The organism is Citrobacter sp. LUTT5 (assembly GCF_009905315.1).
GTDB lineage: Bacteria > Pseudomonadota > Gammaproteobacteria > Enterobacterales > Enterobacteriaceae > Citrobacter > Citrobacter freundii.
This window is the reverse complement of sequence record NZ_CP047606.1, coordinates 2,739,125-2,751,768: the sequence shown is the minus strand read 5'-3', so window position 1 is coordinate 2,751,768 and position 12,644 is coordinate 2,739,125. Positions and strand designations below refer to the sequence as shown.

Genomic DNA, 12,644 nt, shown 5'->3' with positions numbered 1-12,644 from the left:
CCGGCGTGGCCGAACCGGTGTACTACAGGCAAAATCCGTTAGCCGTAGCGAAAATCAATGCCAAATGTTCCGACCGGATATTCCCATTGGTCGAGGATCGTGTCGCCGCACAGTACTCGACACGTTCCGCACTCCAGGCAACCAGCAGAATCAAAATGAATGTTTCCACTCTCGTCCTGCTTATACAGCCCGGCGGGGCAGGCTTTCAGCAGCTTGCGAAATTCATTAAGGTCTGGATGTTCGGCCAGGATGATGTGCGGGTGGCCTTCATCGACATTGAATTTATTGACGCCCAGTTTGACGTCAACGTTAACAGTATTGTCCTGACTCATAGTGCAGTTGCCCCCTTGATACCGTCTTTCAGTAAGTTCATCAGTCCGATTTGTTTGGCATGGGACATAATCATCTTGCGAACCGGTTGATTTGGACGTCCGTCAACGGTGAACATATCGCTCATGATGTCGGCCACCATACGCGGATACTGGGTGAACAGACGTGGGTTTTCCATCAACGCCGGGATCTTGCGAAAATGCTGTAAATCACGCATCACACAGCCTTGTTCAAGCGCGCGTTTGTAGGCCATCAGGCTGCTGGCAGAGAAATCCTGTCGTTCTTTTGCTGCAATGGCTGTTTGGGCAGCGGCTTCTGCGGAAGCGATGGCCAAATCCATACCTCGCACCGTGAAACCCAGGTTCAAACAGAAACCGGCGGCATCACCGACGATCATCACACCGTCATCGACCAGCTTTGGAACCATTGCCAGACCGCCTTCCGGCACCATATGCGCGGAATATTCCAGTAATTCACCACCGGCAATCAATGGTCGAATAGTTGGATGTTGCTTAAAGTCTTCCAGCATTTGTGGAATACTTTTTGTGGCATGGGCAATATCCCCCAGACCACACACCAGCCCCAGAGAGATGGAGTCCTGGTTGGTATACAAAAAACCTCCTCCCATCAATCCATCAGACGGTGAGCCTGCAAACAGCCAGGCCGCGCCCTCATTACCTGAAAGGTTGAAGCGATCTGCAATGACCGCTGGAGGTAAGCCGATCAGCTCTTTTACGCCAACGGCATAGTGATGTGCAGAAGAGGGAGGAACCATCCCCAGGGACCGCCCCAACATAGAGTTGACGCCATCGGCCAGGATGACAATATTGGCTTCCAGTATATCGTCACCGGCCTGGACTCCGGTGACCTTATTACCTTCGCGGATCAGAGCATCGACGCGCACACCGGGGATGAACTGCACGCCAGCTTGTTCCGCTTTTTCCATTAGCCATGGGTCGAGTCTGTTGCGCAAAACGGTATACGAATCCTGCGTTGGTGCGTCAGCTTTTTCACGATGGAAATCGAGAGTGACGGCGCTTTCTTCGGTCAGAAAGGAGATTTTTTCGCGGGTGACTTTACGCTCGAGCGGCGCCTCCTGCGCGAACCCTGGCATGATGCGCTCAAGGCTATGCGCGTAGAGTCTTCCGCCGGTCATATTTTTACTGCCTGCACTGTTTCCGCGCTCAATGACCAGCACGTCCAGTCCGGACTGAGCCATAACGTAGCCTGCAACCGTACCCGCCACGCCAGCACCGACCACAATGGCATCAAATTTTTCATCTGACATGCTTTATGCTCCCTTCCCGCTGTAAGGGCAGCGGGAGATGTGCGTTAAATGGGGGGATTAGCGGCTGAGATGTTCGATAAGGGCCGGAACAACTTTGTAGATGTCGCCTACCAGGCCGTAATCGGCATAATTGAAAATAGGGGCTTTCTTGTCTTTGTTGATAGCAACAATGACTTTCGCGCCGTTACCGCCAACCATATGCTGAATTTGTCCTGAAATGCCCAACGTCAGATAAAGGTCTGACTTCAGTAACACACCAGAAACGCCAATGTAGCGTTCGCGCTCCATCCAGTTTTCGCCTTCGGCGATCGGGCGTGAACAGCCCACTTCTGCCCCCAGTACCGATGCCAACTGGTGCACCATCTCCAGATCGTGTTGCGCAACCAGGCCGCGACCCACGCCAACTACACGTTTGGCTTTACTGAGGTCCACGCTGCTCACGGATTTAGCGCGACGTTCCTGGCACATAATTTCATGAAGCGGTGCGATGTAAGCTACTGGGACAACAGGGCAGTTGTACGAGGCGTTTTCCGCTACAGGTTCAAGCAGGCCAGGGGCAAGAGTGATAATTGCCAGCGCACTTTTGATCTTTTCTTTGCCGAATGCCAGCCCACCATACATTCGGTGCTCTGCGAACACTGTGCCATCCTCAAGAGTCACCGATATTGCGTCGTTCACCATCGCGGCATTGAGTTGGATGCTTAACCGTGCCCCAAGTGATTTCGCGCGCTTTGTGGCTGGCATCAACAGCATTCCGGCGTGTTCTTGCATCAGCGCCGCGATGGTTTCGGCGTAATTTTCTACACGCTGTAAACCGGAGGGGGCTTCGAGCACGATTATCTCATCGGCACCCAGAGGTTTAACCTGATTAGCCTGTTCGCTGCCTTGTACAATAAGATGGACATGCTCACCCCACTTACGCGCGCCGGTCATTAATTCTGCGTAGCGTTCTACGTTATCGCTGAACACCCATACGTTAGCTAATTTACTCATGACAATTTCTCTCCGTTGAGCTTAGTTCAGGGCTTTTTTCACGTGTTCAGCCAGTTCGGCAATGGCTTCAGCCGAGTCATTTTCCAGAATGATGTGCTTACGTTCTGTTTGTGGCGGTACGGTGAGGCTTACCAGTTCCGCTAACGGTGACGCAGGCGTCCAGCCAATATCGCTGGCTTGCCATGGTGTGACGGGCTTTTTACCCGCGCCGAGAATGGCTTTCATTGAGGGAATACGCGGCGTGTTGATATCCGAGGTTACGCAGAGTACGGCGGGGAGCGGCAGGTCAATCACTTCAACCTCGTCTTCCAGCACGCGCTCAACCACAATGCGGTCGCCGTTACGTTGGATGTTGCTGACGGCGTTAATCACCGGGAGTTGCAACAGTTCGCCAACCAGTAAGCCAACCTGTTGGGCATAGATATCCCCCGATCCTTCTCCGAACAGCATCAGGTCGAAATTCATATTTTTGGCCGCGCAGGCCAGCGCCTGAGCGGTGTCGCGGGGCAATGAATGCTCCAATTGCGGATCCTGCACCATGAACAAACTGTCCGGTCCACGTGACAGCACGTCTTTACGCACTTTGGAATTTTGCAGTAGCGATCCGCCCACGGTTAAAGCGACGATTTCATCACCCTCCGCACTCAGTTGCGCCGCGGCCTCAATCGCATTCAGATCAAACTGGCTGATTTTGGCATCGGCCCGGTCAAAGTTAATCGAATGCTGTGGGGTAACAACAATGTCCTGTTCTTCAGGCACCAACTTAAAGCAGGTTATTATTTTCATGGCATCTCCAGTCATCCACAGTAGGGAAAATTAACTGAAAATAGTTTGCGGCAGAGAGGGGACAGTTTTCGACGGGGCAATCTGTTTTCATTCCCAACAATCTTGCAAAAAAAAGTGCTGCGGGAATGCTTGTTTTATAAACGAGAGCTCGGCCTTGTGTACTGAAGAGAAAAAAGAGCAAACAAACCAGGGAAGGATAATTGCGAAATGCATCATGTTTTTTATCGTTTTTACGCTTAATTTGTTTCTGATATGTAAATTGTTAATGTTGAATTAATAACATTTATTCTTTTCGTTTTTTATCAAACGGAAATAAACGTGGAAAACAACGCAATGAGGCAGGAGGTATCATCTTGCAGTCGACGCAAATAATTTTGTTTCGCCAGCAAGGAATAACGTTGTATAACGTTATTATCGTTTTCACTTTTCGATATTCATTATTCACAAAATTACTGCCTTTAGGTGGAGGTTGTCATGTATCAACGCTGCTTTGATAATGCCATTGAGACCCTTTTTGAGCAGGGGAAAACGCCGAGATTTTCCCGATTCGTCATTAGCGATGATCCTAACTGGGAGTCCGGACATCATGTTCATGATAATGAAACTGAGCTTATCTATGTTAAAAAGGGGGTTGCAAGATTAATCATCGACTCTTCGCTATATGTTGCGCATGCCGGGGACATTGTGGTGATTGAGCAAGGGCGATTGCATGCGGTTGCATCTGATAGCAGCGCACCTGCTACCACTTACACCTGCGCACTCTACGGTTTCCGGTTTAACAGTTGGCAGGACAATCAGCTATTGCAGATGCACTCGTGTCCGGTCATTAGCGTCAGCCAGGGTAAAGAGGTTATTAAGAGTATTTTTAATGAGCTGGGGGTGATGCTCCCGCAGAGCAAGAACAACCTGACGTCTTCCGCTTATGACGCATTCGCGTATGCATTAACCGTGTTATATTACGAAAACTTTAAAAATGCTTACCGCTCTGAACAGGGATATATTAAAAAAGATGTCTTAATTAAAGATGTATTGGTCTATTTAAATAACAACTTCCGCGAAAAAATTACTCTCGAACAGTTATCTAAAAAATTCCGCGCCAGCGTGAGCTATATCTGCCATGAATTTACCCGCGAGTATCGTATATCACCCATCAATTATGTTATTCAACGGCGAATGACAGAAGCGAAATTTTCCCTGACCAATACGGAGGCCTCGTTGGCGGAAATTTCGTGGCGGGTAGGGTATGAAAACGTCGATCATTTTGCCAAACTTTTTCAGCGGCATGTGGGGTGTACGCCCAGCGATTATCGTAAGCAGTTTAAAAATAACCTTGCTGAGCAGGAATGCTTGATGCCTGAAGTTTGATTCTCCCGCACCGTCCCGGATAGCGTATCTGCGCTATCCGGTCAGTTATACCGCTTACTTATTCTGATAATCCTTTAGGATTTGGCGACCCGCGACGTAAATCATGATTTCATCGGTACCACCGCCAATGCGCTCACAGCGGACATCGCGCCAGAATCGGGATACGCGTGCTTCATCGGTGTAACCCAGTCCGCCCATGATCTGAATTGCGTCGTCAATCACTTCCATTGCCGTACGTGCACAATACAGTTTTGCCAGTGCCGCACTGGTTCGCAGCGACTGTTCCTGATCGGCCTGCCAGGCGACCTTCAGCACCATATTGCGCATGTTTTCAATTTTGATTGCCATCAGCGCCAGTTTTTCCTGGATCATCTGGTTATGACCGATCGGCTTACCAAATGCGATGCGCTGGTTAGCGTAGCGGGCGGCATCTTCGAAGGCGCATTCGGCAAAACCCGTGCTGCGCGCGGCGTTGATCAGGCGTTCCATTTCGAAGTTGTACATTATGTTGAGGAAGCCCATGCCTTCTTCGCCGACCATATCGCTTTCGTCCACTTCAACGTCATCAAGATAGACTTCGCAGGTGCTTAACATGTGCCAGCCGATTTTATGCAGCGGGTTAACCTTAATGCCCGGTTTCTTAGAATCCACCCACCACAACGTAAAGGCTTTCTTCGGATCTTTCGGCTCCGGGTCGCGAGCCAGTACCAGCATGTACGGATACTCTTTAGCGCCAGTGATAAACGTTTTTTGCCCGTTGAGATACACCTTGCCATTTTTGCGGGTGTAGCTGGTGGTGGCACTATTATTATCGGAGCCTGCTCCCGGCTCGGTTAATGCCAGCGCATACGCCGGATCGCCCGTTTCCATGGTGCTTTCTGCTGTTTTACGCAGCTGCTCGGCGGAGCCAAAACGTCGCATGCTGTGGATGCACTGACCGTTAGTGATCAAAAAAGCGGGCGCGCCACATTTTGACACTTCCATCAGCGCCAGCATCTGGGTGACGTAATCAGCCGGGATGCCGCCAAACTCTTCCGGAACGCCCAGCATCGAAATGCCGTTGTCCGCAAGGGCTCGCATAAATTCCTTCGGATAAGTCGCCGTCTGATCGCAGGTACGGAAATACTCCTCCGGGAAATTACTGGTAATCAGCTCACGAATGCTGGCAAGCAACAGTTCTTGTTCTTCAGTTAATGAAAAGTCCATCAGGGTACTCCTTTTAATTGGCTGCGTCGGGTAATACAAAGCCCATCGAGGCATCGATAAATAATCTTTCGTCCATCAATTTCAGGTCTGGGGAAATAATCGGTGTGAAATCCATTTTGTCCAGGATGTCTTCCTGTAAAGAGACTCCCGGTGCAATTTCGATTAAATGAAGACCATCTGCTTTTAACGTAAATACAGCGCGTTCAGTGATGTAACGCACATCAAGTCCACGTTCGAGGGCAATTTTTCCGCTGAAAGTCACTTCAGGTAATTCATTAACGAATTTTTTCACCCGACCTTCCTGCACGATATTTAACTTACCGTCCGCAACTTCCGTTTTCAGACTTCCGGCAGTTAACGTGCCGCAGAAAATAATTTTTTTGGAAGTGGCGCTAATATCGATAAAACCGCCGGTACCCATGATTTTGCCATTGAATTTGTGTACGCCGACGTTGCCGTGGCGATCCACTTCGGCAAAACTTAAATAGCACACATCCAGCCCGCCACCGTGATAGAAGTCAAACTGGGACGTCATATCCAGAATGGCGCGAGTGTTGACGTTGGCACCGAAAGCAATGCCTTGAGAGGTGATGCCGCCAATCGGACCCGTTTCGACTGTCAGAATAAAATCGTCAGCACAGCCTTCTTCGCGCGCGACGAGACCAATGCCATCGGCAATACCTACGCCAACGTTGCCGACCGCACCTTTGCGCATTTCAAACAGGGCGCGTCGGGCCACCAGTTTACGCTGATTGAGCGGCAGGGACGTTTGTTGGCTGTCATCGAGCACAAAATCGCCAGAGATAAAGCGGTTAACCGGCGCACCACCGTACAGTTGCGTTTGGTCGGGGTCGATGACCACAATATCGACCAGATAGCCGGGAATACGTACCGACTTCGGATGCAAAGTGGCTTTCTTCACCATTTTTTGCACCTGCATCATAACGATGCCGCCGTTATTGTGTACGGCCTGGGCAATCACCAGCGCATCAAGATACATAACTTCATCTTCAAAGGTGGCATAGCCTTCGCTGTCACAGGTGGTGGCGCGAATAAAGGCGATGTTTGGCGCAATGGCTTTGTAATACAGGTACTCTTTGTTATCAATTTCCACCAATTTGATCAGATCTTCGGTGGTCACTTCATTCAGCTTACCGCCCTGTTGGCGAGGGTCAACAAATGTACCGATGCCGATATCACTGAGGATCCCAGGCTGGTGGGCTGCCGATGCACGCAGGGTTTGGGTTAATACGCCCTGAGGATAGTTATAGGCGGCAATTTTATTTTGTTCCGCCAGGTCGGAGATTCGTGGTGATTGTCCCCAGTGTCCGCATAATGCCCATTTGACTAAGCCTTCCTGTGCCAGCGGGCTAATTCCCCGGTCGGCACGGTCACCCAGACCCGTAGGGCTAATCAACGCTAGATTCCGTGGTGACTGAGAATTTTTATATTTTTCAGCCAGCGCGTTAATTAATGTTGTTGCTTCGAGAATACCGCCACCTGCACCTAATACACAAAGAGTTGCTTCATCAGGAATATAATTAACTGCATCTGCTGCGGATAATACGGGTACCCGACCATCTATACGATTTGGTCTTGAAAATTTCATGTGAACTCCAGATTATATGCGTGCGACTACCTGTCGCTATATTCGACAATAATATTGTGAGTTATTTAATAATGTTTAATCATCGGCCAGATATCCGTGGTTAGACGAATATCTGGGGTAGGGCATTACTGATATTAATATGGATATATCTGTAATTAAGCCTGATGCAATATTGTCAATACAGTACGCAGGTCGGTGACCGAAATTTGTCCTGGGGCGGAGGCTTTTTTTACTGCCCCAAAGGTTGCCGCTGAACCGAAAACTTCACCAGACAGACGTGAAATCAACCCTGTTTTAGCCATCGACATGGTGATTATCGGGCGATCGGCATAGCGTTCTTGCATTTCCAGCGTGGCGCTAAGCAGCGTCAGAACATCCGCTTTATTTTGCGGCATCAAGGCAATTTTGGGGATGTCTGCGCCTAGTTCCTGCATTTTACGCAGGCGCTGGACAATCTCTTCTGCAGCTGGTGTCTTATGAAAATCGTGATTGGACATAATCACAAAGACATTTTTCGCGTGCGCATGCTCGACGGTCGCTTTGACCAGTTCGTCTCCGGTAAACAGTTCCAGATCGATCATATCCACCAGACCGCTGTCTACCGCCGCGCGGTTAAGTGCAATATAGTTTTCGACAGACAGTGCCTGTTCACCGCCTTCTTTGGCGCTGCGGAAGGTGAAAAGTAGCGGTTTGTCCGCTATCACATCGCGGATGGCGCGAGCCGCTTCCAGCACGGCATCTGTGGAAGAGACATCGCCGAAATGGTCAACGCGCCATTCCAGAATGTCGAAATCCGCTTCGCGATAGGCCAGCGCTTCGCTTTTTACCGTTGCGATGTCTATACCCATCAGCGACACAATGATCTTCGGCGCACCATCGCCAATAACGAGATTTCTTACGGTTACGGTTTTCATTGATTACCCTTTAACTATTCTACAAATGCTTGCCCGTCAGGCGGCAAAACCCATAACCTGTTTCACATACTCCAGCGGGAAATCTTTCCCGGTCCAGAGCTTGAACTGTTCAGCCCCTTGCCATAACAACATGCCGTAACCATCAATTGTTTTGCAACCAGCACTTTGTGCCTGCTGCAATAATTTGGTCATATGCGGGTTGTAGACGCATTCGGTTACCAGCAGTTCCGGACGTAGCAGGGAAGCGTCGGTCACGAGAGATTCATTTTCCAGCGGCTTCATGCCGACTTTTGTTCCGTTGGTTAAAATATCCGCGCTGGCAAGTGCGTCAGCAAAAGCCTGACGATCGGCGAGATCGATAACAGTGACCACGCAGTCGGTGTTTTCATTGACGCGTTTGGCAAACTCCTGCGCTTTGGCAAAAAACTCATCCTGGCGGTTAAAGAGTTTAATTTCTTTGATGCCTTCAATCGCTGCCTGTGCACCAATGGCTGTCGACGCACCGCCTGCGCCCAACAGTACCATGGTTTTACCTTTGATATCGAAACCACTTTCCTTAATTGCACGAATATGACCCGTGCCATCGGTATTGTAACCACGCAGGTAACCATCATCATTGACGATAGTATTAATTGCACCGACCAGTTTGGCGGCAGGTGTTAATTCATCAACATATTCACATGCTAGCTGCTTGTTGGGCATTGAGACCCCGGTACCACGCATCTTTAAGGCCTTCAGCCCGGCAATTGCATTAGCAAACGTTGAGTTATCGACTTCAAATGCCATATAAGTGAATGGCAATCCCGCTTTTTCTAATGCCTTATTTTGCATTTCAGGCGACAGACTGTGTCTGATAGGGTAGGCCATCAATCCAATTAGTTCATATTTAGCAGTTACGTCCATTTGATACTCCTTCTAAACAATTTATTGAAAATAACGTTCGCCCAACCGCACATCATTTTTGGGGATATCAAATACGCGGTAGTAACGAATAAAGACGATGATGGCGGTGATGAAAGCCAGCAGAGCAAATGCAAAGTCCAGCAAAATGATGTACTGCAGACCAATGTTAGAGAGGTATCCGGTGATTAATGGGATAATAAAGTTGGCTACGCCACCCATCATCATATAAATACTGGTGACTTTGGCTTTGCTCTTGGGAAAGAATTCAGACATCACCGAGACACCGAGCTGTAAAATACCGCCAGCGGCAGAGAATCCAATGAGAAATGAACCGACGTTACACACCAGCGGAGAGGGATATAAGTAGATGACGGCTGCGGTGATGGTTGCCAGCCCGGCGTTAAACACATTTGCCCAAATAGGCCGAACCCATTTTTTTAACAGAGCGGCAAAAATAAATACGCAGACTAATGATCCCATACTGTAGTAAGAGATTGTCTTCAGTGCGTCAGATTCTGCCATGCCGGCAAAGGCCATCGCATATTTGGGCATCCAGACTACGATGACGTAAAAAGTCGAAAAGGCAGCAACACCAAACATGACGGATGCCACACCTTCCAGCCAGACCAACGGTTTACTGTTCATCTGTGGCAGATCTTTCGCGATGCCAGCATCCACCATCTGGCCAGGGAAGCGACTTCTTAGCAGCATCAAGGTAATGACGACAAACAACGCACCCGGGATAATGACCGCATAACCGTACCAGATATGGTTGAGCAGCATGGTGCTGACGACGATGGGGTAGATCATCTGCCCAAACGAGACCATAGCTTTCACCAGGATAACGGCTGAGCCAGAGGCTTTAGGGAAGCATTCCATTAACGCCGGGTACCCGCCGGTATCCAGTGCCGAGTTTGCCACGCCAACGCAAACGGCCAGAATAAAGGCAATCATCAGATTAGGGCTGGCGGGAATACCGAAGAAGAACAGTATATAAAGAATAGCGCCTAACAGAATGATAGCCCGACGACCAAATTTATCTGAGAGCACGCCAAAGAATAAGATACTCACCAGTCGTCCCAGACCAATGCCTGAAATTAAATAGGCAATTCCTGCATTGTCGGTGGAAAACTTTTCTGCAAGAGAGGTCATATTTTGCGCCAGTGTAATGACGCTAATGCCGTGTAGGAAATAACTTAAATAAATACAGATTATCGCCAAAAGAAATGGCGTATTAAAGGTCTTGCTTTGAGACATTTTCACAACTCCTTGCGGATTTTAAAATTGTTCTGTGCTCGTCGATATTGTTTAAATTGCGGCGACCTTGTAATTAATATACTGGGCGGCAGCCACAGAACCTACATAGCATGGCGTTTAAGTTACCAGGTATATTGCATAACACACTGTGAAATCGAACTCTGCCGGCCGGTGTTTTGCTGATGTTTTAAAACTGAAGTCAATTATTTTGCAGAAGAGGGGAACAATATTGCATCCACGCTTATTTTACGGCTTGTATCATCTTTAGCTGATGTTTTGACGTGATGTGGCTGCGATAACCAATAAACAACGCCAGCAGGAATCCAACAGCGGCTATGCCAGTATCAAACCACATGATGTGAGCAATACTGGTTTCAGAGAGTTTTGCTGTTATCAATGGAATGGTGAAGGTCGCAATGCTGCCCGCGCTGTAGTAAATACCGGTCGCTTTGCCCTTCGCATGCGGAAAGCGTGCGGCCATCAGCGTTAAACCGATTTGCACAACGCCCCCTGCGGAAGAAAAACCGATGACAAACGCAAAGATAATGACAACGATAGGTGTCGGATGCAGACAAATCATCAGCAGTGCGGCAAATGAGATAAACGTATACAGCATCAGCATCGATGTCGCGCGTTCTGCTTTTCGCGCCAGCGGGGCGGTGATCAGCACGCACAGTAGAGAGCCGCAGGTATAAATGCTTAACAGTTTGATAGATAACGTATAGGGCATTCCGGCGACAAACTGTCCGTATTGCGCCAGCCACTGGCTTACCAGGTAAAATGTCGCCATTGCGATGTAGCCGTACAGGGTGTAACTGGCAAGGTCGAGCAGGGAGCAACGATGTTCAGGTTGTCCGGTTTCCCGTTCAGCCGGTTGAGCCCGGATGACGGTATGAGGCCCGGGATGTGGCGGAAACCGACAGCGAAATAAAAACACACCGTTGAGTATCATTACGGCTGCCGCCAGCAGGAAGGACCAGCCAAACCAGATTTCGGCCCATACCAGCAGACTGATAATCATTGGCAGCAGGAACTGACCGCTGGAGACGAAGGCTTTTATCAAAATATTGGCCGTGCTGGGTGAACGGGGGAATGCCTCCATCAGGCTGGGATAGGTTCCGGCATCGAGAAAACTGTTTGCCATTCCCGCTAAAAAACCAAAAGCATAGGCAAGAAAAATACTGTGAGTATTTATGATGCCAATAAAGAAAATCAGGTAGCAGGTCATACCAAGGATAATAAATGGTCTGCGACCATAGCGATCGGAAAGCATCCCTGCCACTAATAAAACGCTTAAGCGGCCGATACCGAGTGAGGAAATAACAATCGAGACGCCCGCGGTATTGGTTTGCCACTGTTGTTCCAGTGAAGACATATTGAGGCTCATCAGAATGACCCCCATGCCGTGCACCAGGTAATTTAGGTACAGCCCTATCGCAGTGGAGAAATAGGTGTTTTTCATAATGTGTTACTCAGCGAAGAGGCTAAATAGATATGGCGTTGCGATCTCTTAACACATACGCTCGAGATCGTGAGCATAGAGTTCAACAGCTGCCGACTGATAGATTTTCCAGTCGAGAAAACCATCGTGGTGATAAACCGCCTGAAAAGCGTTCAGATCGGGGAAAAAACGCATGGTGTTATTACCAATGCGGTTATTTATTTTGTCGATAATTGCATTAATTCTTAACTTCCTCTTGGCTTTCATTTCTGAACAAATGCGGACAATGTCGTCTGGAATTTCTCTTTCACCCTTTTCCCATTGTTGCCAGGCGACAACATTGTCATCGTGCGCGATATACCTGGCGCTTTCTTCCACCGTCATAGCAAAAATATGGCGGATCGCCTGTAGCTCTAATGCGTTCATTATTTGGTCGCTTCATAAAAGACGGTGGAATAGTAATAACATTGCTGTGGATATTTCGGCTTGAAGAGAGTCACAGTATTTTGTGCAATATTATTTGGTCCTTGACGCGGAAGATAATGTGTTGGT

Annotated in this window: 12 protein-coding genes; 1 reads left to right on the top strand and 11 read right to left on the bottom strand. The window is 48.8% G+C overall.

Translation table 11 applies throughout. The annotated features are described in order from the left end of the window. Positions 1 to 38: 38 nt before the first annotated feature. The 4 genes from GUC46_RS13160 to GUC46_RS13145 are packed head-to-tail and all read right to left on the bottom strand — an operon-like array spanning position 39 to position 3,397. On the bottom strand, positions 39 to 332 hold the full coding sequence (locus tag GUC46_RS13160; RefSeq protein WP_003836621.1) for a 4Fe-4S ferredoxin: 294 nt from the start codon (positions 330 to 332) through the stop codon (positions 39 to 41). After that, positions 329 to 1,618, bottom strand: coding sequence for an FAD-dependent oxidoreductase (locus GUC46_RS13155; RefSeq protein WP_130714718.1), 1,290 nt, complete (start codon positions 1,616 to 1,618; stop codon positions 329 to 331). The genes GUC46_RS13160 and GUC46_RS13155 overlap by 4 nt, the downstream gene beginning before the upstream one ends. Positions 1,619 to 1,675: 57 nt before the next feature. Next, positions 1,676 to 2,611 carry an electron transfer flavoprotein subunit alpha gene (locus tag GUC46_RS13150; RefSeq protein WP_049003049.1) on the bottom strand — a complete coding sequence of 312 codons (936 nt, stop codon included), beginning with the start codon at positions 2,609 to 2,611 and terminating at the stop codon, positions 1,676 to 1,678. A gap of 21 nt (positions 2,612 to 2,632) precedes the next feature. Further along, positions 2,633 to 3,397 (bottom strand): electron transfer flavoprotein, encoded by a 765-nt coding sequence (locus tag GUC46_RS13145; RefSeq protein WP_130714716.1) that lies wholly within the window; start codon positions 3,395 to 3,397, stop codon positions 2,633 to 2,635. Positions 3,398 to 3,871: 474 nt separating this feature from the next. On the opposite strand from GUC46_RS13145, the gene GUC46_RS13140 reads away from it, so the two are divergent. After that, positions 3,872 to 4,762, top strand: a complete 891-nt coding sequence (locus GUC46_RS13140; RefSeq protein WP_003836612.1) for an AraC family transcriptional regulator — start codon at positions 3,872 to 3,874, stop codon at positions 4,760 to 4,762. A 54-nt stretch (positions 4,763 to 4,816) separates the two neighbouring features. On the opposite strand, the gene GUC46_RS13135 is transcribed toward GUC46_RS13140, so the two are convergent. The 7 genes from GUC46_RS13135 to GUC46_RS13105 form a co-directional block, all read right to left on the bottom strand. Continuing rightward, positions 4,817 to 5,968 carry an acyl-CoA dehydrogenase gene (locus tag GUC46_RS13135; protein ID WP_130714715.1) on the bottom strand — a complete coding sequence of 384 codons (1,152 nt, stop codon included), beginning with the start codon at positions 5,966 to 5,968 and terminating at the stop codon, positions 4,817 to 4,819. 13 nt (positions 5,969 to 5,981) lie between these two features. Next, entirely contained in the window at positions 5,982 to 7,577 is a 1,596-nt protein-coding gene (locus tag GUC46_RS13130) for an acyl CoA:acetate/3-ketoacid CoA transferase (protein ID WP_160180274.1), read from the bottom strand. Positions 7,578 to 7,732: 155 nt separating this feature from the next. After that, positions 7,733 to 8,491, bottom strand: a complete 759-nt coding sequence (gene aroD / locus GUC46_RS13125) for a type I 3-dehydroquinate dehydratase (protein ID WP_130714713.1) — start codon at positions 8,489 to 8,491, stop codon at positions 7,733 to 7,735. Positions 8,492 to 8,527: 36 nt separating this feature from the next. Continuing rightward, on the bottom strand, positions 8,528 to 9,394 hold the full coding sequence (gene ydiB, locus GUC46_RS13120; protein ID WP_003836604.1) for a quinate/shikimate dehydrogenase: 867 nt from the start codon (positions 9,392 to 9,394) through the stop codon (positions 8,528 to 8,530). 21 nt (positions 9,395 to 9,415) lie between these two features. Further along, on the bottom strand, positions 9,416 to 10,651 hold the full coding sequence (locus GUC46_RS13115; RefSeq protein WP_003836601.1) for an MFS transporter: 1,236 nt from the start codon (positions 10,649 to 10,651) through the stop codon (positions 9,416 to 9,418). Between the two features lie 241 nt (positions 10,652 to 10,892). Continuing rightward, positions 10,893 to 12,113, bottom strand: coding sequence for an MFS transporter (locus tag GUC46_RS13110; protein WP_130714712.1), 1,221 nt, complete (start codon positions 12,111 to 12,113; stop codon positions 10,893 to 10,895). Between the two features lie 48 nt (positions 12,114 to 12,161). Then, positions 12,162 to 12,518, bottom strand: coding sequence for a YdiL family protein (locus tag GUC46_RS13105; RefSeq protein ID WP_016150137.1), 357 nt, complete (start codon positions 12,516 to 12,518; stop codon positions 12,162 to 12,164). Between the last annotated feature and the right edge of the window lie 126 nt (positions 12,519 to 12,644).

What these genes read in the sequence shown, in the direction of transcription:
- GUC46_RS13110 (WP_130714712.1), bottom strand. Translation starts at nt 12,113, where the DNA reads ATGAAAAACACCTATTTCTCCACTGCGATAGGGCTGTACCTAAATTAC.
- GUC46_RS13135 (WP_130714715.1), bottom strand. Translation starts at nt 5,968, where the DNA reads ATGGACTTTTCATTAACTGAAGAACAAGAACTGTTGCTTGCCAGCATT.
- ydiB (WP_003836604.1), bottom strand. Translation starts at nt 9,394, where the DNA reads ATGGACGTAACTGCTAAATATGAACTAATTGGATTGATGGCCTACCCT.
- GUC46_RS13115 (WP_003836601.1), bottom strand. Translation starts at nt 10,651, where the DNA reads ATGTCTCAAAGCAAGACCTTTAATACGCCATTTCTTTTGGCGATAATC.
- GUC46_RS13160 (WP_003836621.1), bottom strand. Translation starts at nt 332, where the DNA reads ATGAGTCAGGACAATACTGTTAACGTTGACGTCAAACTGGGCGTCAAT.
- GUC46_RS13145 (WP_130714716.1), bottom strand. Translation starts at nt 3,397, where the DNA reads ATGAAAATAATAACCTGCTTTAAGTTGGTGCCTGAAGAACAGGACATT.
- GUC46_RS13105 (WP_016150137.1), bottom strand. Translation starts at nt 12,518, where the DNA reads ATGAACGCATTAGAGCTACAGGCGATCCGCCATATTTTTGCTATGACG.
- GUC46_RS13150 (WP_049003049.1), bottom strand. Translation starts at nt 2,611, where the DNA reads ATGAGTAAATTAGCTAACGTATGGGTGTTCAGCGATAACGTAGAACGC.
- GUC46_RS13155 (WP_130714718.1), bottom strand. Translation starts at nt 1,618, where the DNA reads ATGTCAGATGAAAAATTTGATGCCATTGTGGTCGGTGCTGGCGTGGCG.
- GUC46_RS13130 (WP_160180274.1), bottom strand. Translation starts at nt 7,577, where the DNA reads ATGAAATTTTCAAGACCAAATCGTATAGATGGTCGGGTACCCGTATTA.
- aroD (WP_130714713.1), bottom strand. Translation starts at nt 8,491, where the DNA reads ATGAAAACCGTAACCGTAAGAAATCTCGTTATTGGCGATGGTGCGCCG.
- GUC46_RS13140 (WP_003836612.1), top strand. Translation starts at nt 3,872, where the DNA reads ATGTATCAACGCTGCTTTGATAATGCCATTGAGACCCTTTTTGAGCAG.